The 22148-nt window shown below is 64.5% G+C and carries 21 protein-coding genes and 2 riboswitches; of the genes, 14 read left to right on the top strand and 7 right to left on the bottom strand.

Annotated features, from left to right (window positions below; genetic code table 11):
- The 6 genes from M3A49_RS24865 to M3A49_RS24840 all read left to right on the top strand — a co-directional run bounded on the left by M3A49_RS24865 (position 1) and on the right by M3A49_RS24840 (position 4985).
- Positions 1–561: an RBBP9/YdeN family alpha/beta hydrolase gene (locus tag M3A49_RS24865; RefSeq protein WP_266231449.1), complete on the top strand. Its 561-nt coding sequence runs from the start codon at positions 1–3 to the stop codon at positions 559–561.
- The gene (locus tag M3A49_RS24860; protein WP_266231448.1) at positions 548–1258 is read left to right on the top strand and encodes a DsbA family oxidoreductase; all 711 of its coding nucleotides are present in this window, start codon (positions 548–550) and stop codon (positions 1256–1258) included. Before M3A49_RS24865 ends, M3A49_RS24860 begins: the two co-directional genes overlap by 14 nt.
- Positions 1259–1289: 31 nt before the next feature.
- Complete coding sequence (locus tag M3A49_RS24855; RefSeq protein WP_266231447.1) at positions 1290–1622, top strand: Rieske (2Fe-2S) protein; 333 nt, start codon at positions 1290–1292, stop codon at positions 1620–1622.
- Between the two features lie 59 nt (positions 1623–1681).
- On the top strand, positions 1682–3313 hold the full coding sequence (locus tag M3A49_RS24850) for a 3-(methylthio)propionyl-CoA ligase (protein WP_266231446.1): 1632 nt from the start codon (positions 1682–1684) through the stop codon (positions 3311–3313).
- Between the two features lie 109 nt (positions 3314–3422).
- Positions 3423–4574 carry a porin gene (locus M3A49_RS24845; RefSeq protein WP_254353172.1) on the top strand — a complete coding sequence of 384 codons (1152 nt, stop codon included), beginning with the start codon at positions 3423–3425 and terminating at the stop codon, positions 4572–4574.
- 33 nt (positions 4575–4607) lie between these two features.
- Positions 4608–4985: a BON domain-containing protein gene (locus M3A49_RS24840; protein WP_266231445.1), complete on the top strand. Its 378-nt coding sequence runs from the start codon at positions 4608–4610 to the stop codon at positions 4983–4985.
- A gap of 233 nt (positions 4986–5218) precedes the next feature.
- Here the strand turns inward: M3A49_RS24840 and M3A49_RS24835 are convergent, their stop codons facing one another.
- Together M3A49_RS24835 and M3A49_RS24830 are read right to left on the bottom strand one after the other, a co-directional pair.
- Entirely contained in the window at positions 5219–6028 is an 810-nt protein-coding gene (locus M3A49_RS24835; RefSeq protein ID WP_266231444.1) for a DUF2182 domain-containing protein, read from the bottom strand.
- A gap of 8 nt (positions 6029–6036) precedes the next feature.
- Positions 6037–6801 carry a DUF899 domain-containing protein gene (locus tag M3A49_RS24830; protein WP_266231443.1) on the bottom strand — a complete coding sequence of 255 codons (765 nt, stop codon included), beginning with the start codon at positions 6799–6801 and terminating at the stop codon, positions 6037–6039.
- A 149-nt stretch (positions 6802–6950) separates the two neighbouring features.
- Between M3A49_RS24830 and M3A49_RS24825 the strand changes: the two genes are divergently transcribed.
- Together M3A49_RS24825 and M3A49_RS24820 are read left to right on the top strand one after the other, a co-directional pair.
- Positions 6951–8171, top strand: coding sequence for a helix-turn-helix domain-containing protein (locus M3A49_RS24825; RefSeq protein ID WP_266231549.1), 1221 nt, complete (start codon positions 6951–6953; stop codon positions 8169–8171).
- A gap of 35 nt (positions 8172–8206) precedes the next feature.
- A complete protein-coding gene (locus M3A49_RS24820; RefSeq protein WP_266231442.1) occupies positions 8207–8848 on the top strand; it encodes a PQQ-binding-like beta-propeller repeat protein in 642 nt (213 codons plus the stop codon).
- Between the two features lie 48 nt (positions 8849–8896).
- Here M3A49_RS24820 and M3A49_RS24815 read toward each other — a convergent pair whose 3' ends face one another.
- Positions 8897–10846: a TonB-dependent receptor domain-containing protein gene (locus tag M3A49_RS24815; protein WP_266231441.1), complete on the bottom strand. Its 1950-nt coding sequence runs from the start codon at positions 10844–10846 to the stop codon at positions 8897–8899.
- A 102-nt stretch (positions 10847–10948) separates the two neighbouring features.
- A riboswitch (cobalamin riboswitch) is annotated at positions 10949–11131 on the bottom strand.
- A gap of 73 nt (positions 11132–11204) precedes the next feature.
- Positions 11205–11356, top strand: a riboswitch (cobalamin riboswitch).
- 247 nt (positions 11357–11603) lie between these two features.
- Between M3A49_RS24815 and M3A49_RS24810 the strand changes: the two genes are divergently transcribed.
- Positions 11604–12698, top strand: a complete 1095-nt coding sequence (locus tag M3A49_RS24810; RefSeq protein ID WP_266231440.1) for a porin — start codon at positions 11604–11606, stop codon at positions 12696–12698.
- A gap of 60 nt (positions 12699–12758) precedes the next feature.
- Here M3A49_RS24810 and M3A49_RS24805 read toward each other — a convergent pair whose 3' ends face one another.
- On the bottom strand, positions 12759–14720 hold the full coding sequence (locus M3A49_RS24805; RefSeq protein ID WP_266231439.1) for an acid phosphatase: 1962 nt from the start codon (positions 14718–14720) through the stop codon (positions 12759–12761).
- 159 nt (positions 14721–14879) lie between these two features.
- Complete coding sequence (locus M3A49_RS24800) at positions 14880–16463, bottom strand: MFS transporter (protein ID WP_266231438.1); 1584 nt, start codon at positions 16461–16463, stop codon at positions 14880–14882.
- A gap of 318 nt (positions 16464–16781) precedes the next feature.
- Here M3A49_RS24800 and M3A49_RS24795 point away from each other — a divergent pair, with 318 nt between their 5' ends.
- The 3 genes from M3A49_RS24795 to M3A49_RS24785 all read left to right on the top strand — a co-directional run bounded on the left by M3A49_RS24795 (position 16782) and on the right by M3A49_RS24785 (position 19242).
- Positions 16782–17177 (top strand): DUF305 domain-containing protein, encoded by a 396-nt coding sequence (locus M3A49_RS24795; protein WP_266231548.1) that lies wholly within the window; start codon positions 16782–16784, stop codon positions 17175–17177.
- Between the two features lie 32 nt (positions 17178–17209).
- On the top strand, positions 17210–18685 hold the full coding sequence (locus M3A49_RS24790; protein WP_266231437.1) for a YncE family protein: 1476 nt from the start codon (positions 17210–17212) through the stop codon (positions 18683–18685).
- Between the two features lie 164 nt (positions 18686–18849).
- On the top strand, positions 18850–19242 hold the full coding sequence (locus M3A49_RS24785) for a hypothetical protein (protein ID WP_154678156.1): 393 nt from the start codon (positions 18850–18852) through the stop codon (positions 19240–19242).
- A 16-nt stretch (positions 19243–19258) separates the two neighbouring features.
- On the opposite strand, the gene M3A49_RS24780 is transcribed toward M3A49_RS24785, so the two are convergent.
- Positions 19259–20170: a CHAD domain-containing protein gene (locus M3A49_RS24780; protein ID WP_266231436.1), complete on the bottom strand. Its 912-nt coding sequence runs from the start codon at positions 20168–20170 to the stop codon at positions 19259–19261.
- A gap of 232 nt (positions 20171–20402) precedes the next feature.
- Here M3A49_RS24780 and M3A49_RS24775 point away from each other — a divergent pair, with 232 nt between their 5' ends.
- Positions 20403–20771, top strand: coding sequence for an NUDIX hydrolase (locus M3A49_RS24775; protein ID WP_028208124.1), 369 nt, complete (start codon positions 20403–20405; stop codon positions 20769–20771).
- A 108-nt stretch (positions 20772–20879) separates the two neighbouring features.
- Here the strand turns inward: M3A49_RS24775 and M3A49_RS24770 are convergent, their stop codons facing one another.
- Complete coding sequence (locus tag M3A49_RS24770) at positions 20880–21362, bottom strand: hypothetical protein (protein WP_254334635.1); 483 nt, start codon at positions 21360–21362, stop codon at positions 20880–20882.
- A 230-nt stretch (positions 21363–21592) separates the two neighbouring features.
- Between M3A49_RS24770 and pstS the strand changes: the two genes are divergently transcribed.
- A partial coding sequence (gene pstS, locus M3A49_RS24765) for a phosphate ABC transporter substrate-binding protein PstS (protein ID WP_266231435.1) occupies positions 21593–22148 on the top strand: 556 nt, incomplete at its 3' end.

The raw sequence follows: 22148 nt of genomic DNA, 5'->3' as shown, positions 1-22148 counted from the left end.
ATGACGCTGAAGACCACACCGACCATCCTGATGGTCCCGGGGTTGCGCGACCACGTGGCGGAGCACTGGCAAACGCTGCTGCAGCAAACGCTGCCCAACGCGGCTTCGGTGCCGCCGCTCGAGCACGACAAGCTCAGCTGCGCGGCGCGCGTGGCCGCGCTCGACGCGGCGCTCGCGAAGATCGACGGTCCCGTCATTCTCGTGGCGCACAGTGCGGGCGTGATGATCACGGTGCATTGGGCGCAGCAGCACAGCCGCAAGATTCATGGTGCACTGCTCGCCGCCCCGGCCGACCTCGAAACGCCGCTGCCGCCGGGCTACCCGTCGTTCGATGCATTGGCCGGGAACGGCTGGAACCCGATTCCGCGCAAGCCGCTGCCGTTCCCGAGCATCGTGGGCGCAAGCCGCAACGATCCGCTCGCGCGCTTCGAGCGCGTGGAGGCCATGGCGAAGGACTGGGGCAGCAGCCTCGTCGACCTGGGTGGAGTCGGCCATCTGAATCCCGCAGCGGGTTTCGGCGAATGGCCGATGGCGGAGATGTTGATTCATGAACTTGTCTGATCAAACGTGGGCGGCGCAGGCGAGTCGCGACGCGGGCGAACCACCCGTGCTGACGATCGACGCGTTCTTCGACTTCATCTGCCCGTGGTGCCTGATCGGCAAGCGCAATCTGGACGCAGCGCTCACACGTTTCGCGAGTTCGCGGCCCCACGTGCGCGTGCGTGTCCAGTGGCGCTCGCATCAACTGCTGCCGTGGACGCCGCTCGAAGGCATGCCGTATCAGGCGTTCTATCGCGATCGCCTGGGCAGCGCCGAAGCGGTCGCCGCACGGCGAGCGCAGGTGCAGCGCGCGGGACGCGACGCGGGTGTCGAGTTCGCGTTCGAGCGCATCGAGGTGCTGCCGAACACCGGCGCCGCGCACGACCTCGTCACGTTTGCCGCCAGCCGCGGCACACGCGAACAGAGCGCGGCGCTGATCGACCGCCTGCTCAAGGCTTACTTCATGGAAGGCGAGAACATCGGCGATTGCGCGGTGCTCGAGCGCCTCGGTCTCGAATGCGGCCTTGAGCGCGAGAGCCTGGCGGCGCACGTTGCCGCATCGAAGCGCCTCGCGGACCCGACCGGTCAGCGCGCGCCCTACGCCGACCCGCAGGTGAGTGGCGTGCCGTATTTCGTGTTCAACACGGGTTATTCGCTCTCGGGTGTGTATTCGCCGGTGGCGATGGCGGGCACGATGGCGCTGGCGATCGAACACTGAGGCGGACTGAAGGAAGTCGAGGGGAACGGGAATGACACGTGAAGTACCGGTCGGCACGGCCGACGACCTGGCGCCGGGCCAGCGCAAGCTGGTGTTCGTCGATGGCGGCAGCATCGTTCTGTTCAATATCGAAGGACAGATGCACGCGATCGATAATTCGTGCCCCCACAACGGCGCCTCGCTCGCGAGCGGCCCGCTCGAAGGATACATGGTGCGCTGTCCGGCGCATGGACTGCGCTTTGACGTGCGTAGCGGCTGTATGCAGGGCGCGGGCGGACTGAAGCTCACGACATTTCCTGTGCGAGCCGTGGAAGGAAAGCTGCTGGTGAGTGTGATGGAAACGCCGGCTTCCATCCAGGCATAGCAGAGCGGCATCGCATACAAGAACTGCACACGTATAAAAGTCACTTAGGATAGCAAACCATGCAAGGTATGATGATGGAGCAGCCGCTCCTGGTTGCTTCGCTGCTCAAGCACGCAGAACGCCATCACGGCGCGCGGGAAATCGTTTCGCGCCGCGTGGAAGGCGACATTCACCGCTACCGCTATCAGGATCTCGCGCAACGCGCGCGCCGCATAGCGAATGCGCTGTCGAGCCTCGTCATTGCGCCGGGCGAGCGGGTGGCGACGCTGGCATGGAATGGCTACCGGCACATGGAGCTGTACTTCGCGGTATCGGGTTCGGGCGCTGTGCTCCATACGCTGAATCCGCGCCTGCATGCCGACCAGCTCGTGTACATCATCGAGCATGCGCGGGACCGCGTGATCTTTTTCGATCTCACGTTCCTGCCGCTCATCGAAAGCGTCGCGTCACGCGTGACGACCCCGAAGTTCTTCATTGCCATGACCGATCGCGCACATATGCCGCGCAACCATCGCCTTGGATCGAGACTCCTCTGCTACGAGGACCTGATCGACAATCACAAGGACGATTTCGAATGGCCGTTGCTCGATGAAAACAGTGCCTCGTCGCTCTGCTATACGTCGGGCACGACCGGCAATCCGAAAGGCGTGCTCTATAGCCACCGCTCGACGCTGCTGCACACCTTCGCGGCGGCGCTGCCCGACGCGCTGAACTGCTCGGCGCGCGACGCGATCCTGCCCGTGGTGCCGATGTTCCATGTGAATGCGTGGGGCCTGCCGTACATCGCCTGCATGACCGGTGCGAAGCTCGTGTTTCCGGGCCCGGCGCTCGATGGCAAGTCGCTGTATCAACTGATCGAGGAAGAGCAGGTCACCGTGTCGGCTGGCGTTCCGACTGTCTGGCAAGGGCTGCTTTCGCACGTCGAATCGGTAGCGGGTTCGTTCTCCTCCATGCGCCGCACGGTCATCGGCGGCGCGCCGTGCCCGACCGCGATGACGCAGGCGTTCCAGAAGCGCTATCACGTCGACGTGCTGCACGCGTGGGGCATGACGGAGCTGAGCCCGGTTGGCACGGTTTGCAGCTTCAAGGCGCACCAGACCGGGCTGGCGGAAGACGAGCGCTATGCGCTGCAGGCGAAACAGGGGCGCCCGGTGTTCGGCATCGACATGAAGATCGTCGACGCCGCGGGCAAGGAACTGCCCTGGGACGGCAATGCCGCCGGCGACTTGCAGGTGCGCGGCCACTGGGTCGCAAGCGACTACTTTGGCGGCGACTACGCCTCGCCGCTGCAGGACGGCTGGTTCCCGACCGGCGACGTGGCGAAGATCGATGCCGACGGTTTCATGCAGATCGTGGATCGCAGCAAGGACGTCATCAAGTCGGGCGGCGAGTGGATCAGTTCCGCCGACATTGAAAATGTCGCGAGCCTGCACCCCGAAGTCGCGACGGCGGTGTGCATTGCAGCGCGCCACCTGAAGTGGGATGAGCGGCCGCTCTTGCTGATCGTGAAGAAGCCGGGCAGCGCGCTCGAAGCCGACGATCTGCTGACGTTCTTCGACGGCCGCGTGGCGAAATGGTGGAAACCCGACGCCGTGCTGTTCATCGACGCCGTGCCGATCGGCGCGACGGGCAAGGTGCTCAAGAACCAGTTGCGCGATCAATACGGCGGCCACTACTTGCAAGCTGGTTAATGCCCCTGGTCACATAGTTTCATTCAGGCAATACCCTTGAGGTAATCCCCATCAGGCAACAACAAAAGGCGCCGGGACCACCCGGCAGCCACACACACGGAGAGAGGCAATGAAATTGAAGTTCGGCAGCGTGGCAGCGCTGGTCCTGTTCGCCAGCGCAGCGCATGCGCAATCGTCGGTCACGCTTTATGGCGTGGTCGACACCGGTGTGCTGTACCAGAGCACTTCGGCCGCAAACTTTTCGGGGACTGCGAAGAATCTGGGGAGCGTCTGGCAACTCAAGGACGGCGGCATCTTTTCGAGCATCTGGGGTTTGAAGGGGACCGAGGACATCGGCGGCGGCTACAAGATCAACTTCAAGCTGCAAGGGTCGTTCACGTCGAACAACGGCAAGCCGGGCCTGTCCGACACGCCGGGCGTAACGGCGCTGTTCAACCAGATCACGACCATCGGCGGATCGGGTTGGTTCGGTTCGATCGATGCGGGCCGCCAGATCATCCCGATGATCTACGCGATGGCGGACACGGACGTACGCGGCGCGCAGTACTTCGGCAGTATTCTCACCGCGTGGCTGGGCCTCAATCAGGCCGCCGGCTGGCCGGGCACGAGCACGAACGCGCCGATCGGCGCGCTCTATGACAGCAACGCGATCGTCTATAACTCGCCGAAGTTCTATGGTGCTTCGCTCGCGCTGGAGTACGCGCCGGGCGGTGTGCCGGGGCAGTTCCAGGGCGGCACGCGCGAGTCGGCCGTGCTCAAGTACTCGAACTACGGCCTGAACCTGGCCGGGGTCTATTACAGCGGGCACGACACCAACCCGTACGCGGGCACTTACCCGACGACGCCGGCCGCGCCGGCGACGGGCCGCAACAACAACAACTTCTATTACGTCGGCGCGATGTACACGATCAGCGGATTCTCGATATCCGGCTCGTTCAGCTCGTCCAACGCGTCCAGCCTGTTCACCAAAGCGACCTATAACTTCGAAATGATCTCGGCCGGCCTGGGTTACCAGTTCAGCCCGGTCTTCAAGGTCACTTCGGGCTACTACTATTTAAAGGACCGCAACAACTCGGCGAACCATTCGAGCGAAGTCGCCGTGGGCGCCGAATACAACCTCTCGAAGGCGACCAAGGCTTACGCCCAGGTCGGCTACGTCAGCAACAAGGGGACCATGAACCAGACGATCATCTACGGTGCGCCGGTCGCGCCGGGCCAGTCGACGACGGCGGCGATGGTGGGTATTCGTCACGCGTTCTGATCCTCATAAACTCAAGAAGAAACGGAGTAATTCATGAAGAAGACCACGGTAGCTGGATTGGCGATCGCGATGCTCGTCGCGGCGGCTTCCATGAGTGCGTGGGCGCAGGGTGAGGCGAGCACGCCGGCGGGGGCACAGGCGGCGTCCGCGACGGCGGCGCCCACGGCGGTTCCCACAGACAGGCAGGCGAATCGCGCCATGCGCCGCAAGGTGTATGCGGCCATCGGGAAGGACAAGTCGATCAACGCGGGTAACATCAGCGTGGGCGCCAGGGGTGGCGCGATTACGCTGAACGGGACCGTTTCGGACACGGCGCAGATCGCCAGGGTCGAGGAGATCGCGAGGGGCGTTCCCGGTGTGACGTCGGTGACCAACAAGCTGACGGTCAAGAAGTCTTTCGGCGGCATGTAAGTCGCCACAAGAGGCGCGGAGTGCGGCGAGGCCGGGAGTCCCCCTGGTCGCGCCGCGCTTCGCCCAGCAGCACGGAGGTGGAATCCAGTCGCCTCTTGCTGTTACTCCGGACTGCTAATAACAATCCGGAGCGTCGATCAGGCTCGTGTGCAGGCGCGAGTCTGGAGGCGTGAGTTCGACGTTAGAGTCGGAGCGTTTTATCGCCGTTTCGCGGGTGCGGAACGGCGATTTTTTTATGCAGCCACCGCCCGCACCACCATCACCACGCCCGCCGCAATCGCAGCCGCGCCAATCCCGCGTGCGACTCTTGCGCCACCCGGCATCCACCTCTCCGCAGCAATCGCCGTCGCGACCAACGCCATCGCAGGCCGATCCATCACGCCCGCCGCAATCAGCGCCGCCATCAGATTTCCGCAGCAGTACAGGCAATGCTGGCCGAGCCTCAAGCCGTGTCGCAGCGCAGCCTGCACATCGAGCCGCGCATGCCAGTACGACGGCATATTCCCGCAGCAAGCAAGCCACCGCGCTTTCCACGCGGAGAACTGCAACACGCCCGCAATCACGACGACGACACCTGCCACGGCAGGCGCGGTATGCGCCAATGCAGGCGCCTCCACCGCTAGCGCGGTCAGTTGCGTCCCCGCCGCGAACACGAGTACCCCAACCACGAGCCACACGAAGAAATACCCGGCCCCGGCCATTACGGTCATCCCACCCGCACGTGCCGCGCGTGCCTCGCCCACCGCCTCGAAACACCGCCACAATGCTGGCGCGACCGCAGGCAGCATCATCGCGACCATCATCACATTCCACATGCCGGCAAACGATACGGCGGCGTCGAACCAGGTCCGTCCACACATGGGTGTCCAGAGCGCGGACATCGTCCAGCCACCAGGCATTGGCGTGCCACCCATCGCCTGCATCGAAGCGGACCAGACGAACGTTGCCGCCGCGCTCGCCGCAACGACCAGCGAGGCAACGCCGAAGAAAATCGCGCGCGGCGTACCGCTGTGCCGCCGTACCGTCATGCCGACGTTATCCATGATGTGCCTCAGCTTTGCGCGTACTCGTCGTGCCGGTGCCACCAGATGCCGCGCTCGTTGCGTCCCTTCGGCGCGCGGTCGAGCCACTGATACATGCCCCACACGCCATCCAGGCCGCGCGCATAGGTCGAGTACGTGTGATAGACCACGCCGTCCTCGAGCACGAATGCGCTGAGGCCCGGTCGGTCGCGCGTATAGGTCGCCGCGTCGGTGCCGCAGCTCGCCGCGAACTCGGCAACGGGCGCGGGCGGCGGATTCATGTCCATGGCGTGGCCGCTGCGCGCGTAGTTGTATTCGATATCGCCCGCGCGCTGCTGCGCCGTAGTGAACGATACGTTGAAGTCGAAGTTGAAGTCGTTGCCGCTCGACGAGGCCCACGGGAAATGCCATCCCATACGCTTGCGGTAGCCGAGCAGCTTCGCGAGCGGCGCGCGCGACACTGCCATGAGCCGCACGTCGTGGTTCGCGAGATGTACGGCGATACCGTCGAAACCATCCGCAATCGACGAACACGACGGGCAGCCCGCCGCGTAATCCGGCCCGAACATGAAGTGATAAACCAGTAACTGCGAGCGCCCCTTGAAGAGATCGGCGAGCGCGGCGCCGCCATCTTCGGTTTCGAAGCGATACGTTTTGTCGACACGCACCCACGGCAACGCCTGGCGTTGCTGCGCCAGTGCGTCGCCGCGGCGGGTGTGTTCTTTCTCGGCGGCGAGTAGTTCGATGCGTGCCGCAAGCCAGTCTTCGCGTGTTCCTGTGGTATGGGTTGCCATCGCCTGGTCCTCCTATGGATTCACTATGGTGGCGGCGCACTGTGCGCATCGCCGTGTCGTTCGATCGATGATTCGTTTGATCGCCGTGTTAGATTAGGTCCGGACCGAGGAGGAGGGGGAGTGACAAGTGTGGCGGGATTTCCATGACCATGGATTCGCTGATCACGGCTGCGGCGCGCGCGCTTGCGGCCGGTGATCCGCTTGGCGCGCTGAACCGGGTCGCGTTGCGCGACGACGCGCCCGCGCTCGCGCTGCGCGGCATCGCCATGGCGCAGCTCGGTGACTTCGCGCGCGCCAAAGCGCTGCTGCGCAGCGCGGCGCGCGGCTTCGGCGCGCGCGAGGCGGTGGCTCGCGCGCGCTGCGTCGTCGCCGAGGCCGAAATCGCGCTCGCCTCACGCGATCTCGGCTGGCCGACCGATACGCTCGCTGCGGCGCGGCAAACGCTGGAAGCCCATGGCGACCGCCTCAATGCGGCGCACGCGCGCTACCTGGAAATTCGCCGTTTGCTGCTCATCGGCCGGCTCGACGAGGCCGGGGGCATGCTTGCCGAAGCCGATCCCGCGCCGCTGCCGCCCGCATTGCGCGCGGCGCATGAGCTGATCGCCGCCGGCATCGCCATGCGGCGCATTCAAACGCAGGTGGCGCGGCGCTCGCTCTCCGAGGCCGCACGCGCTGCGCGCGCGGCGGGCATCGCGGCGCTGAGCGCCGAGATCGAGAGCGCCGCGCAGCTGTTGACCTCGCCGGCTGCGCGCCTTATCGCGCGCGGTGAAGAGCGGGTGCTGCTGCTGGAAGACGTCGAGGCGCTGCTCGCCTCGAAGGCGCTCATCGTGGACGCGTGCCGCTACGTCGCCCGCGAAGGCGCCACGGTCATCGAACTGGCAAGACGGCCCGTGCTGTTTGTGCTCGCCCGGGCGCTCGCCGAGGCGTGGCCCGCCGACGTGCCGCGCGACGCGCTCATCGCCCGCGCCTTTCGCACCCGGCACGCCGACGAAACGCACCGTGCCCGCCTTCGCGTGGAAATCGGCCGCTTGCGCACGCTGATGCGCGACGTGGCCGAGATCGGCGCGACCCAGCAGGGCTTTGCGCTGGCGCCGCGCCACTCGAGCGAAGTGGTGGTGCTGGCGCGGCCTGTGGAAGAAAAGTACGCTGCCGTGCTGGCTTTTCTCGCCGATGGCGAATCGTGGTCGAGTTCGGCGCTGGCGGTCGCGCTCGGCGCGAGCCAGCGCACCGTGCAGCGCGCGCTCGATGCGCTTGCCGCGGCGGACAAGGTGCAGTCGTTCGGTTACGGCCGCGCGCGCCGCTGGACCACGCCGCCCGTCCCGGGATTCGCGACGACCTTGTTACTCCCCGCGCCGCTGCCAGGCGATTAGGATGAACGCCTGTCCCTTCATTCAAGGAGGTAATCATGAAACGTTCGACCGCCGAAATCGTCCGCGAGTACGGTCCTTTTCCCGGCATCGAGAAGGTGGGCGGGGTCTCGTACGACGGCAAGCAGGTGTGGTTCGCCGCGGGCGAGCGAATCGCGTCGCTCGATCCGCAGAGCGGCGAGACGCAGCGCTCGATTGACATCGCGGCGCACGCGGGCACGGCCTTCGACGGCCGGCATCTGTTTCAGATCGCCGAGGACCGCATCCACAAGATCGACCCTGAAACGGGCCGTGTGCTCGCCACGATTCCCGCGCCCGGAGGCGGCGGCGACTCGGGACTCGCTTGGGCGGACGGCACGCTTTGGGTCGGGGTGTATCGCGAGCGCAAGATCCATCAGGTCGATCCGCAGACCGGGGCGATTTTGCGCACGCTCGAATCGAGCCGCTTCGTCACGGGCGTGACGTGGGTGGACGGCGAGCTGTGGCACGGCACCTGGGAAGGCGACGAGAGCGACTTGCGGCGTATCGATCCGGGCACGGGCGAAGTGCTGGAACAACTCGACATGCCGCCCGGCACCGCCGTTTCGGGGCTGGAGTCCGATGGCGGCGAGCAGTTTTTCTGTGGCGGCGGCAACAGCGGGAAGATTCGCGCCGTGCGGCGGCCGAAGCGCGAGGGCTAGGCGAGCGGGCGTGCGAGAAGCTCAAGCGCACCCGCTTGCATGCAACGCTCAGAACGTATAGGTGGCCTTGCCGAACGCCGTGCGCCCCAGCGTGTTGTACCCGTAGGCGCTCACGTACTGCCGGTTGAACACGTTCGAAAGCGTGGCCGAAAGCGCGAGATGCGCGTTGACCTTGTACGACGCGCGCAGGCTCACCGTCGTCCACGATGGCAGGTAGATCGTGTTGAGCTGGTCGTCGAACGTCGAGCCGTTATACAACAGCGAAACGCCGGTGCTGAGCGCGTGGAGCTGGAACTCGTCCCATGTGTGATCCACGCTCAGGCTCACCGTCTGGCGCGGGCGGCGATTGAGCCAGGTCTGGTCGGTCACGTCCTGTGGATTCAGAATCCCCACCGTGAGGCTCACCGGCGTGGACTTGCCGAGCGTGCCCTTGTACGAGAGGTCGAGCCCCTGTATGTGCGCGCGGCCCACGTTCACGGGCAGGAAAGTCTGCGAGTTGTACGTGATGAGATCGTGCACGCGCGTGTCGTACACGGCTGCGGTGAACGTGCCGATCGACGTGGTGGCATCGAGCGCGGCTTCGACCGAGTCGCTGCGCTCGGGCAGCAGGTTGGGGTTCGAGTAGCCCGGATAGTAAAGGTCGTTGAACGTCGGCAGGCGGAACGCATTGCCGTACGAAACGCGCGCCGTATAGACCGGCGTGACCGCCCACGAAAGCGCGACGTTGCCCGTATTCACCGATCGCCCTTGCACGATTTCGTGTCGCCCCGCCAGAAACAGCGTGACGGGTCCGAGCGTGGTGGACTGATGCATCGACACGGCCGAATCGTTGCGCGCGGGCAGGCCGCCCGGCACATCCACCGGCAGGAATGCCATCTCGCGCGTGTAGTCGTAGGCGAGCTTGGTCTCGCCGTCGAGCGGCATGCCGAAGAGCGTGTGGCCCCTTTCCTGATGCGTCATCGACGTGGTAGTGGAAAAGCGCGTCGAGTCGATCTCGTCGGTCGGGATAGTCGGGTCGTTCGAATAGAGGAACTGACGGTCCGTCCCGTAGCCCACGGACTGGTCGAACTGCGTGGTCGGTGTGATGTCGAGGTGGAACGCGATGCCGGTCGTGAGCTGGGTGTCGCGCTGGCGGTCGTTGCCTCCCGCGTTGTCGTACGAGAGATCGGAGCGGTGGTAGAGCGCGAAGGTCGAGATCGACCACCTGTCGTGCGCGTAGCCGAGGCGCGCGTCCAGGTTCTGCGCGTGGTACGGGTTGCGGCCGTCTTCGTGGCCGTAAGCCCAAGGCTGCGTCGCGTCGATGCCCGCCGTATTGTAGTCGTGCAGGCCCAGCGAGTAGGTGAGGCCGCTCAACGCGGAAAGCGGCCCTGTCGAGCCGATCGTGCCCGAGGTGCGCACCTGCGTGTCGAAGGTCTTGTTCGAGCCGCCGCCGAACGAGACGGTGGTCTGGTTCGGCTGGTTCGACGCATGGCGCGTGAAGAGCTGCACGACGCCGCCCACGGCATCCGCGCCGAACGAGGCGGCCGCGGGCCCCGAGATCACCTCGACGCGGTCGAACGAGGCGGTCGCCAGATCGGCCCATTCGGCCGTGCCCGTGGTGACGGAGCCCACGCGTATACCGTCGATGAACACGGCCACCTGGTCAGCCGACGAGCCGCGGATGCTCACCCCCGTGTACGACCCCGGGCCGCCGGTCTGCGAGACGGTGACACCCGGCAGCGTGGCGAGCGCCTGCGCGATGCCGGGGTCGACGGGGGAGACGCGGTCGAGGTCTTCGCGAGTGAGCACCTGGGTGGTCGCGTAGCGCTGGTCGAACGATTGCGGCAGATGCTGCGTGTCGCCCACGACGAGGATATTGGGCAGCGTGGTGTCGCCGCCGGCTTGCTGCTGCGTCTGGGTGGACGATGCGTCGGCGGCGTCGGCAGCGGCGTCGGCATGCGCGGATTGCCACGCACAGGCGAGCGCAGCGGAGGTCAATACGAATTGGCGAAACTTCATGATGCGGTGGCTGGAAACAGCTCCTGAAATACGGGCTGTCCGTGCAACGGGCGATCGCCGCGTGGGCGGTGCTTGCGCATCGGGGATCCCCGCCCGCTGCGGCTGCTGGACTCGGCTGATGGCAGGTCTCCTGGCTCGCGGGTCGACATCCGTTGCCGGCCTTCCCGGTTTCCCAGTGGCACGCTCTGGCATGGACTCGCCGCTTACAGTTGCGGGGGCAGCCGCAGTCTTGCACTGCGTTCCCTTTTGATCCCGTCGCCGGGAACCATCAGCGCGCAAGGGTAATGGCCGCGCATTAGCCTCGTCAACCTTTGACGAATGTCGTGTGGCGAAAACACCCGGTTTGGCCACTCCCGAAACTTACGCTATCCTTGCAGCTGTTTTTCGCGCGTAGGCGCTGCACGAGCGAAATGCAGCAGGGAAGCCGGTGGGAATCCGGCGCGGTCGCGCCACTGTGACTGGCTGTCAATCGAGCCAGAAGTCAGACCTCGCTGCGTTTATTTCACGACTCGTTCCAGGGCGCGTAAACCAAGGAGCCGTCAATGCACACCCTCCTACCTTAGAAAGGCGGCCCAATCCGGTCGCCACCACTGGCCCCGATGCGGCGATAGACCGCTCACGGACCGCCATGCGTTCGCTGTTCAAAAGCACGCTGGATATTGACGGATTAACGACGACGTCGGAGCACCTCGCCGCATCGAGCGAGGGCTGACGGCGCTCGTCCATGCATTCTTTACAAGCACAAACAAGAAGACTCATGAACACGCACATTCTGGCCGTCCTTGGTGGCGCGGCTTTGGCATTCACAGGCGCTGGCGCCTCGGCGCAGCAGGTCACGTTGTACGGTGAGATCGACGCTAGCGTCGACTATTTCAGCGACGTTGGCGGCCACACCCAGTATCGCGCAGGCTCGGGCCTTATCGACGGCAGTTTTTGGGGCCTGCAGGGCAGCGAGGATCTCGGCGGCGGCAACGCCGCGATCTTTCGCCTCGAGCGCGGCTTCTCGGTCACGTCTGGCGAAGCCTTCAACGACCATCCGTTCTACGTCGGTTTGCAATCCGAACGATTTGGCACGATCACGCTGGGCCGCCAGTACGACACGATGCACGACTACTTCGCCCCGTTCACTCTGACGGGCGGTGCGGGCGGGACGGCATTCGCGCATCCGTTCGACAACGACAACGCCAACAATTCGTGGCTCGCCTCGAACGCCGTGAAGTTCGCGAGCGCCACGTACGGTGGTTTCAGCGCCGGCGCGATGTACGCGTTTTCAAACGCGGCGGGCCGCTTCGCGCAGAACCGCGCCTACGGCTTCGGCGCGCATTACGAGGGCGGCCCGTTCAGCGCCGGCGTGGCATGGATGCACATCGACGGACGCGGCGCCTCTTCGGTCGGTGCGTACGATACGTCGGTGCTGCCGGGCGCGGGCCTCGTGCCGACCGAGGTCGCGGTGCAGCGCGAAGACACCATCGGCGCGGGCATGAGCTACGTGCTCGGCGACGTGACGCTCGGCGCGGCCTGGTCACGTTCCATTCATACCGGCGTGAGCGAGGCCGACGGCGGCGCGCCGCTGCCTTCGATCGCCTTCAGCAACTACGAAGTGAACGCGCTTTGGCAGGTCACGCCCGCGTTCTCGCTGGCGGGCATGTATGCCTATACGGGCGCGACCTCCGCGCATTGGCATCAAGGCGCGCTGCAGGCCGACTATCAGCTGTCGAAGCGCACGGACGTGTATACCGAGGCGATCTATCAGCGCGCGTCGTCCGGTGCGTTCGCGATGATCAACACCTGCGACCCGTCGGGCGGCCGCAACCAGGTGCTCGTGGCGGCGGGCATCCGGCATCGCTTCTGACGCACACACAAAGCGGCCCCGAACCCTTGCGATTCGGGGCCGTTTTACCGCGTGGCTAGATCACGAAGCCGAAAGCTTCACTGCAACGCCGGTCGAAGAATAAACGGGGGTGGCCTTGAAGCCATCCACCGTGACCGTCGCGAATTTCACCGATGCGCCGCTGCCGTCGATCACGTCGATCGAGTCGCCCGCTCTCGGCGTATAGCCGTTCACGAACTTCACATGCAGCGTGCCGCCCGCCACCGTGAGCTGGCCGCCCACGCGCAGGCGTCCGCCGCCGTTGCCGTCGATGTCGAGTTCGAGCGTCGTGCCATCGAGTTGCGTGTATTTGCCCGTCACCGTCAACGGCGCGCTCGTCGCCACGGTCACGCCGCCGCCGGACCCGACGTACACGTCGCCGTTGCCGAAGGCCGTGGTCGACGCTGCGCAGAGCACGCCGCCGCTCACCTGCGAGCCGCCCGTGTAACTGTTGTTGCCCGCGAGCGTGAGCGTGCCGCTGCCCTGCAGCGTGAGCTTGCCCGAGCCGGCGATGTCGTTGCGCCAGCTGTCGGCGGCATTGAACCCGCCCTGGGTTGCGTCCATCGCCACGATCACGTTGCCGTTGAACGTGCCATAACCATCTGCGGCACTAAACATGTTCAGACGGCCCCAGCCTTCGGCGTCGTCCATGACCGGATAGCCCGAGGCGACTTCGGTCGTCTTCAGCACGACGCGGCGCTGGCCGGCGCTCAGGTATGGGAAGCGCGTTTCGAGTAGCACCTCGGCACCCTTGGGCACGACGGGCGGCGCCTCGGTCGATTCAATCTGGCTGAAACCGAACGTCATGCGGCGCGCGAATTCCGACTTGTTGGTCGCATAGACGGCGAAGCGGTCGGTCGCGGTCGTGGCCGAATGCGCGAAGGCGGGGAAGGTCGTGGCGCTCGTGCCGGTGGCCTGTTCGAGCGCGCTGTGCGCCTGCGCGTAGGCCGCGCTCTTGAGCGTGGCGTTGGCGGGGTCGTAGAGATTCGCGGCGGTGACGGCCAGCGCGAACATGCGGCCGCCAATTACATCGAGCGGCGAATGCATGCCCGCGAGAATACGGTTTTCGCCGAGTTCGAGGCCGCGGCTCGCCATTTCCTGGTAACGCTCGGGCACGAGATACGCCATCGTCATCGCGTCGCGCATGGCTTCGGCTTCGTGGCCGCTGATGAAGCCGCCATCCGTCGAAGGCGTCGTGCTGATGGCCGGCACGAGCGTGGGATCGACCACGACGCTCGTGCTCCAGCGGAACGGTCGCGCGTATTTGTAGAAGCGCTTGGCGGGCTCGGTGGAAGCGTTGTTGCCCATCGTGTTGAGCAAGTCGACCACCTTGCCGAAGGTCGCGTTGCTCGTGCTGCCTACGCCCGTGTTGTTGCCCGAGTCGTTGTAGAGCGTCGTGGTCGCGTCCGCGGGAATCGACGTGATGCTCGTGGTTTGCTGGGCGGCCGAGCGCCAGGCGGCGGTGAGCGGCCCCATGCCGTCGGTCACGCTGTAGCCCTTGCCGCGCCGGTCGTCGTAGTAGGCCGCGTCGGCCTGCGCCGCGCTGCGCTGGGTCGTCGCGGTCACGACGTACTGGATGTTCGCGTTCAGCACCGTGCTGTTGAGGATCGCGCCGTTGGGCGTGCCGTCGGTGGGGACGCCCGTCCACGTCGAAGGCACGACCGCGGGGAACGTGCCGTTGGCAGGCGCGGAAACGCCCGCGTCCACGAGCAGCGTGAGCGGCTGCCAGAGATCGAGGAAGCGCGCCACCACGCGCACGCCCGCATTGGTCGCGAGCGTGGCGTAACGCGCGTCGCCGCGCTGGTTGGTCGCGATATTGTCGACGAAAGCAGGTACGTCGGGAATCGGCGCGTTGTCCACGAAGCCGGGGTCGGTGGGCGGCGCGGGAATGGCGGCAGTGGTGGCGGGATCGCTATTGCCGCCTCCGCAGGCGGTCAGCGCGGCAACGCTGATAAGCACTGCCAGGTAGAGCGGCAGCGCAGTTCGGTGGCGTGATGCGGGCATGCTGAGGGCTCCGTCGTCGTGGTGGATGCGGTGTGGTTATTCCTGACTGACGGCGGCGAATTATGCTTACCCTCGATTACTCCCTAATTACTAATTTATTACGCTGATGTTAAACGGTAACGGAATTGAAGTGCGGGTGAAATATGATTCGCCGTTCATTTACTGCCGCGCCTCGAGATAGCCGACCCGTACGGGCGGCACGAACCACGCGAGACAGAGGCCGGCTAGCGCGGCCACGGCAGCGACGATGAGGCCCATGTGGATCGAATCCACGAGTGCGCTGCGCGCCGAATTCATCATCGCGTCCCCGGCATGGCCGGCGCTCACGAGGCGGCTGATCAGCGCGGCCTGGTCGGCGCGGTCCACGAGCAGTTCGGGACTCGCAAACGACTTGAACCATTGCGTCGCCTGATACGAGTCGAGCGAGCGATTCACGCCCATCGTGTAAATATGCCCGAGCAGCGCGCCCGTCATCGCCGTGCCCAGCATGCCGCCGAATGTGCGCAGCGATTGCAGCATCGCCGTGGCGGCGCCGAGATGGTCGCGCGAGACGATCTGCTGCGAGCAGACCGTGAGGCTCGTGCCCACGAGGCCCAGCCCCAGGCCGCTCGCGCCCATGCACGCCATCCACACGAGATGCGGCTCATTGCCTCGCAGCACGACCACCGCGAGGCTCGCGAAAGCGGACAACGCAAAGCCGACGTAGAGAATCGCGTTGGCGCGCCGGATACGCGTGACCACGCGATTGTTCACGAAACTGCCGACCGTCGTGCCGAGCAGGAGCGGCGTGATCAGCATGCCCGAGGCGCGCGGCGACATCGCATAGCCGCCCTGGAACAGCAGCGGCACATAGAAAACTAGCGAGAACAACGCAAACCCGCCGAGCACCGACATCGCAAAGAGCGGACCGAGCTTGCGGTCGAGCAGCATGTCCACGGGGATGATCGGATAGCCCATGCGCTTTTCCCAGAAGAAAAGCGTCAATGAACAGACCAGCACGATCACCGCGAGCACGATCGTCGAAGTCGTCCAGCCTTGCCTCGGCAAGAGCTCGATGGCGAGTTGCAGCGCGCCGAACGTGACGGCGACGACGCAAGCGCCGAGCCAGTCGAGACGCAGTCGCGCGCCTTCGCGGGCATGGTGCAGATGCGGCAGGAAAGCGTGCACGAAGAAGAGCGCCACCACACCCACCGGCACGTTGACGAAGAACACGAGGCGCCAACTGCCGTGCTGGGTCAGCATGCCCCCAAGCGTTGGCCCGACCACGTTTGCAAGGCCAAACGCAGAGGAGACGAACACCAGCCAACGCAGGCGTAGCCGCGGATCGGGGAACAGGTCGGCGACGGTGGCGAACACCGTCCCCATCATGATGCCGCCGCCGATGCCCTGCAGGCCGCGCGCGAGCACGAGAAACAGCATGTTGGTCGCGATCCCGCAGAGCACCGAGGCGAGGGTGAAGACCAGGATCGCTGCCAGCATGAAGGGCTTGCGGCCGAACAGATCGCCCAGACGCCCGAAGATCGGAATCGTGATGACCGAGGCAAGCATGTAGGACGTCGCGACCCACGCATAGAGCTCGAACCCCTTGAGCTCCGCGACGATGCGCGGCAGTGCGGTGCCAACGATGGTCTGGTCGAGCGCGATCAGCATCGAAACCGACGCGACGCCGAGCATCGCCAATACCGACTCGCGAAACGGCAACAGCTGCCGCGCCTGATCGTGAAGCCCAATGCTCGTGGCCATGTAGCGCTCCTCACCGCTGCGACGCGGCTAATCTGCTATGCGGCGCCCAGCAAAAGATCAATCGGTCGGGCCCGCGCGTGCGACCTTCATGCGCTGTGCAATGATGGTACGCCCGCTGATGCGAATGTCACGGAACGAACACGCCATCGACGAACTTATTCCACCGGGCCCGCGCGAGGCCAGGTGAGTCCGGAAGCGTTTGCCAACGTTTCGCGGCTCGTCGATCTGCAATTCAATTTCGCTCTGCAGGGAGTAAATCGGCGAGTCCGCTGTTTGCCTTCACATCGACCGGGATTCGACCAATACGGAGGGGACGTGATGAACGCTGCAGTTCGACTCGTTTTGCGGGCAACGGTGAGCGGTGCGGCCGTGCTTTCCCTGGCCGGTCTATGCGCCGCGTCGTCGAGTGACGCGGGAGCGTCTCGCGACAGTGAGGAAGCCTCGTTTCTCTCTGAAAACGACGCGGCCATGACGAAGATGATGACCGGAATGGCGGCCAGGCCCACGGGCGACGTCGACCGCGATTTCGTCGCAACAATGATTCCCCATCATCAGGGTGCCGTCGACATGGCCATGGCGGAACTGCGGCATGGACACAACGAACAGTTACGCAGGATCGCTCAGGAGATCGTGGTCGAGCAACAGCAGGAGATCGTTGCCATGCGCCTCGCGGTGCATGACCCGAACACGGCGCCGACGCCGATGTCCCACTGACCCACTCGCATCAAGACGCAGGAGACAACGTCATGAAATACAACGCCATGCTTGGCGCGGCCCTGACCGCCGCTGCGCTTGCCGCCGCAACGCTCGCCGAGGCGGGGCAGGTTCCCGGCTCGCTAGCGGCGGCCGATATTCCGGTGAGCCATCGGGACCGCGTTTATTCGTCTGATCAGTTTTCGAACACCGTATCGATCGTCGATCCCGCAGCCAATCGTCTGGTCGGTGTCATCCGCCTCGGAGAGCCGACCCCGGCCAACTTCAGCCCGCTCTATCACGGTCAGTTGCTCGTGCACGGTATGGGCTTTTCGCCCGATCACCGCACGCTGGCCATTGTCTCCATCGGCTCGAACTCGGTGACCTTCATCGATACGCAAACTAATGCGGTCAAGCACGTGACCTATGTGGGCCGCTCTCCGCACGAGGCTTTCTTCACGCCCGACGGCACCGAAGTGTGGGTGACCGTGCGCGGCGAGAATTACGTCGACGTGCTCGACGGCAAGACCTTCGAAGAGAAGACGCGCATTGTCGTGCCAGCCGGGCCGGGCATGCAGATCTTCTCGCCCGATGGAAAGTACGGGTATATCTGTTCGTCCTTCAACCCGGAAACCGACGTCGTTTCGGTAGCCGATCACAAGGTCGTGGCCCGCGTCGCGCAGGCGAGCCCGTTCTGCCCGAACATTGCGGCGACGCCGGATGGCCGGCAGGTCTGGTTCACGCTGAAGGATGTGGGCAAGACGCAGGTGTTCGACGCCCGCCCACCGTTTGCGCTGCTGAAAACGCTCGATACGGGGCCGATCACCAATCATGTGAACATCGTGCAGAACGCGCACGGCATGTTTGCATACGTGACGGTCGGAGGCCTGAACCAGATCAAGGTGTTCCGCACCGACGACTTTTCGCAGGCAGCGACCATTGCGGTTGGCAGCCTGCCGCACGGCATCTGGCCGTCCGGCGACGGCACACGTGTCTATGTGGGCCTCGAAAACGGCGATGCGCTGACGGCAATCGACACGCTGACCAACAAGGTCATCGCCACGGTGCCGGTCGGCCAGGCGCCGCAAGCCGTGGCGTATGTGCCCGACGCCGTGCCGGATGGCGACGGCACGGCCAACACGCAGCCGCTCGGCGCGGCGGGGGAGGCCACGCACGTCATGCTGGTTCCGGTGGGCGGCGCCGCGGCCGACCATGGCGCTGCGCCCACTTCGGTGGCGTTGTTCGATCAGGGATTGCTGCAGGTGCTGCAGGCTGCGGTGACGGGATTGCAGGCGGGCCAGCCGTATTTCCTCGGACTTTCGGACCATGCCGACGGCAGTGGCCGCATCGACGTCCTCGCGAGCTTCAAGGCCAATCCGGCCGGCTCGGCGATCGTCGACACGCTGGGCCAGATTCGACAGGTCGTCATGCCTGGCACGCCGGGCGTGGGCGATCACCGAAGATATCTCGTGATCGCTCCGAACGTGGGCGGCGCGCCCGGACCCGCAGTGCAGGTGCAAGCCTTGTGAGTGTCCCGGGCATCGTCCTGGTCATTTCGAATTCCTTAGTAAAAGGCCAGGGGCGCGTGGGCGAGACTGTCTGTTTGCCCACGTAAGGCAGCGCCTGACGCTTGACGCCAGCTTTTGTGGGAAGCTAACTGACGGTGATCGACACCCGAAAGCGAGGTGAGGAAATGAGAGCCTCCCGCAATCTGGCTATCAGCCAGCTTACTGTCCTTCTCCTGCTCCTTCTGGCGTACGGCATGGCCAGCGCTGCCGGCGATCGTGCAGCGCCCGCAGCCTCACCCCGCTTCGAGCCGAGCGAGCTTTCGACAGACTGCATCGACCGGGAATATCGCGGGAAGAACGCCAGACTGGGACTCGACTACACCGACCTGATCAACAACTGCGGCGCATCGGTCATCATCACGTGGCAGTCATTCAACAACGGCGCGCCGCAAGCGGAAGGCGGGGGAATGGGGCAATCGGAATGCATACCGCCTGGCGGTTCCATCACCACCGCGTCGCGCGAGCGGCTCGGCGCGGCGAGTGAGAACCTGCCCGTTAGCGTCGTGACCTGCCAGTGATGGCGGCGGCGCCGATTCAGTCGGAGATGGCTCTCACCCTTCGCGAGGCCACGTCGATTCGCTGGCACTTCTTTCTTTCCAGCCACTGCAATGACTTCTCGACGATGTCGGCAGGCACCTCGTCGAATGACGTGTTGCGGATCAATGTCTCGCTCGCGGCAATGTCGTTGAACTCCCCCAGCGTCTTTTGCACGGACGTCAGTTCCTTGATGGTGCGCTCGTGCTCGCCTTTGATCACGGGTTGAAAAAACTCGAGTAGATAGCGCAGCTTTTTACCGGCCTTGCGCACGTCATGGAGATTTTCCTCGTGGCTGTCCTCGCTTCGCGCGGCGCGTCTGCTGCGCTTTCGAAGCGTGCGCTGCGCCATACGGACTCGCCGCCTGGCAAACGCGCGGATCGGAAGATCATTGCAACACGACTGCAGCGTGGTTTGCGCACGCAGCACGGCGTCGTTCAGAAATGCCTCGACGGCGTCGCTCTTGATCATGGCCTGGCTATGCGCCACCGCTTGCGCGCGCTTCTCACGCGCGGCGCTCACGAGCAGTTCGATGGATGCGTCTGACTTCTGTGCGGTTTTGAGGAGATCGCCCGCGATGTCCCAGTCGCGCGTTCCGCCCGCCACGGCGGCCAGACGCTTGAATTCTTCGCTGGCGTGCGCGGTGGCTTCCTCACCGAGCCAGGGCGAGTACGCCCAGTACAAAGCACGAAGTTTTCTGAAGGCCACCCGAAGCTGATGAAACGCTTCGGGGTCGACTTCTGTCGCCAGGGTTTTCGTTCTTTGCACCACCTCGACGACCACTGGCATGGCCAATGACGAGAAGGTGCTGGCGATGGAGGTCTTGCTGGTGAGTGACGCAGCAGGGCGGCGCCGATCGATTCTGAAGCGAGTGCGCGGCCGCGGCAAGGGCCAGTCACCGTCCATATCCATTTCAGCCTCGAGTCTGACAAAAACAGGTTGGCCCAAACCATACCATATGGGCGGTTGGCAACCTAATCTTCGTGACGATTTGATGAAGTGTGCAAATTCTGACGAGTTGACAGCCTTTGCGTCGCCAGCAGGTTGAACTTCTGATTTTCTGTATTACGATGCTTAGCTAAGTCAGGCGTTGCTGTGCGGATGCATCGAGAAGCGCCCCCCGGGAACGAAGTGGGAGTTCGAGTTGAAGAAACGGGCCACCGTGATCTGTCGTAGAGGCAAGCGAATTCTCCTGGTAGCACGCAGTCAGTCGAAGTGGGCACTACCGGGTGGCATGTTGAAACGCGGTGAGCATCTTACGGAGACCGCGCTTCGGGAACTCAAGGAGGAGACCCGGCTCCTGGGCAAAACGGCCAGATATCTGTTCGACATTCGCGGCAAGCAGAAACACCACCACGTTTTTTCCTGCGAAATACCGAGGCAGGCCAAGGCACGGCCGAGCAGCGAGATAGCCAGGTGTCGATGGGTTCATCTCGACGACATCCCGCGCCTGATCACCAGCGGCCCAACGAACGATATCGTGCGGCTGATCAACCAGCGGCGCAGGAAGTAACACCACGGCCCTCGTGGTGAGGGATTGAACGCCCACGGCGTTCAATCCGGATGCATCTGCCATCCAGGCAGATGCCCCAAGCCCATCGTCACCAACGCTTCGCGCCCATCACGCGTTTTCGTCGCCTTTGGCCGGACGGCCCGTCTTGACGGTCTCGAGCGCTTCGATCGCAGCCAGCAGCCGCTTCTGCGGGGCCGATTCCAGCAATTGAAGGCCGGCGCGCAAAAGTTCGCTCTTTCTCACGGCAACACCGGCCTCCAGGCACTTGCGTTTGAGGAGTGCGATGCGCTGGTAATCCGTCTTGGGCATCGTGAAGCTGTCGCGCACGACCTTGTCTTTCTTCACGCGCTTGGCCTTGACCTTTTCGGCCGGTGCGGCTGCAGGTGCAGGAGCCGGTGCCTCTGCAGCGGCGCGAGCGGGTTTCGCCGCCGCTTTGGGTACGGCCTTTTTGCGTTTGGACTTAACCGCCGCTTCCGCTGCCGCAGCGGGCTTTGCTGCTTCGCTTTGCTCTTGCGCGGTTGCCTCGGTTGCCTCGGACTTCGGGAAGTGGAACGCCTTCTTGGTGGGTTTGCGTGTGGTCGCTACAGTCATGTCGATCTCCGGTCTGAAAACGGTATAAACAGTATATACGGTTTATAGCGACATTCCACACGTGCCGCGATCCATCTTCGAACCTGTTCAGTGAGTCCTTGCTAACACGTCCTCTGAATGGGGAGGTCAGCATCCATAAGCTCTCTTTTACGATCGACTGCACTGTCACCCAATCGTCACATTGCGAACGTAACGTCCAGCGCATCAATAACGATTTTAAGGAGTACGGGATGAGAGTCAGTCTCTTTGCGATTGTCATTCTCGCGCTGGGCACGGGCATCGCCCAGGCCGCGGATATCACGGGCGCGGGCAGCACCTTCGCGGCGCCGATCTACACCAAATGGGCGGACGCGTATCAGAAGTCGGGCGGCGGCAAGGTCAACTACCAGGGCATTGGCTCGTCGGGCGGCATCAAGCAGATTCAGGCCAAGACTGTCGATTTCGCGGGTTCGGACGCTCCGCTGAAGGACGACCAGCTGGCCAAGGACGGCCTGTTCCAGTTTCCGACGGTGGTCGGCGGCGTCGTGCCGGCGATCAACGTGCCGGGCGTGAAGCCGGGCGAGATCACCCTGTCGGGCCCGGTGCTCGGCGACATCTACCTCGGCAAGATCAAGAAGTGGAACGATCCGGCCATCGTCGCGCTGAACCCGAAGGTCAAGCTGCCTGATCTCGACATCGCCGTGGTCCGCCGCGCCGACGGCTCGGGCACCAGCTTCATCTGGACGAACTACCTCTCGAAGGTCAACCCCGAGTGGAAGAGCAAGGTCGGCGAAGGCACGACCGTGA

This window comes from Paraburkholderia sp. CNPSo 3076 (genome assembly GCF_026343935.1).
Taxonomy (GTDB): Bacteria; Pseudomonadota; Gammaproteobacteria; order Burkholderiales; family Burkholderiaceae; genus Paraburkholderia; species Paraburkholderia nodosa.
Note: the sequence above shows the minus strand (reverse complement) of the source record. Positions and strands in the feature narration are given on the sequence as shown.

Excerpts from the sequence above, each read along its gene's own strand:
- M3A49_RS24865 (WP_266231449.1), top strand. The coding sequence starts at position 1 with ATGACGCTGAAGACCACACCGACCATCCTGATGGTCCCGGGGTTGCGC.
- M3A49_RS24860 (WP_266231448.1), top strand. The coding sequence starts at position 548 with ATGAACTTGTCTGATCAAACGTGGGCGGCGCAGGCGAGTCGCGACGCG.
- M3A49_RS24855 (WP_266231447.1), top strand. The coding sequence starts at position 1,290 with ATGACACGTGAAGTACCGGTCGGCACGGCCGACGACCTGGCGCCGGGC.
- M3A49_RS24850 (WP_266231446.1), top strand. The coding sequence starts at position 1,682 with ATGCAAGGTATGATGATGGAGCAGCCGCTCCTGGTTGCTTCGCTGCTC.
- M3A49_RS24845 (WP_254353172.1), top strand. The coding sequence starts at position 3,423 with ATGAAATTGAAGTTCGGCAGCGTGGCAGCGCTGGTCCTGTTCGCCAGC.
- M3A49_RS24840 (WP_266231445.1), top strand. The coding sequence starts at position 4,608 with ATGAAGAAGACCACGGTAGCTGGATTGGCGATCGCGATGCTCGTCGCG.
- M3A49_RS24835 (WP_266231444.1), bottom strand. The coding sequence starts at position 6,028 with ATGGATAACGTCGGCATGACGGTACGGCGGCACAGCGGTACGCCGCGC.
- M3A49_RS24830 (WP_266231443.1), bottom strand. The coding sequence starts at position 6,801 with ATGGCAACCCATACCACAGGAACACGCGAAGACTGGCTTGCGGCACGC.
- M3A49_RS24825 (WP_266231549.1), top strand. The coding sequence starts at position 6,951 with ATGGATTCGCTGATCACGGCTGCGGCGCGCGCGCTTGCGGCCGGTGAT.
- M3A49_RS24820 (WP_266231442.1), top strand. The coding sequence starts at position 8,207 with ATGAAACGTTCGACCGCCGAAATCGTCCGCGAGTACGGTCCTTTTCCC.
- M3A49_RS24815 (WP_266231441.1), bottom strand. The coding sequence starts at position 10,846 with ATGAAGTTTCGCCAATTCGTATTGACCTCCGCTGCGCTCGCCTGTGCG.
- M3A49_RS24810 (WP_266231440.1), top strand. The coding sequence starts at position 11,604 with ATGAACACGCACATTCTGGCCGTCCTTGGTGGCGCGGCTTTGGCATTC.
- M3A49_RS24805 (WP_266231439.1), bottom strand. The coding sequence starts at position 14,720 with ATGCCCGCATCACGCCACCGAACTGCGCTGCCGCTCTACCTGGCAGTG.
- M3A49_RS24800 (WP_266231438.1), bottom strand. The coding sequence starts at position 16,463 with ATGGCCACGAGCATTGGGCTTCACGATCAGGCGCGGCAGCTGTTGCCG.
- M3A49_RS24795 (WP_266231548.1), top strand. The coding sequence starts at position 16,782 with ATGAACGCTGCAGTTCGACTCGTTTTGCGGGCAACGGTGAGCGGTGCG.
- M3A49_RS24790 (WP_266231437.1), top strand. The coding sequence starts at position 17,210 with ATGAAATACAACGCCATGCTTGGCGCGGCCCTGACCGCCGCTGCGCTT.
- M3A49_RS24785 (WP_154678156.1), top strand. The coding sequence starts at position 18,850 with ATGAGAGCCTCCCGCAATCTGGCTATCAGCCAGCTTACTGTCCTTCTC.
- M3A49_RS24780 (WP_266231436.1), bottom strand. The coding sequence starts at position 20,170 with ATGGATATGGACGGTGACTGGCCCTTGCCGCGGCCGCGCACTCGCTTC.
- M3A49_RS24770 (WP_254334635.1), bottom strand. The coding sequence starts at position 21,362 with ATGACTGTAGCGACCACACGCAAACCCACCAAGAAGGCGTTCCACTTC.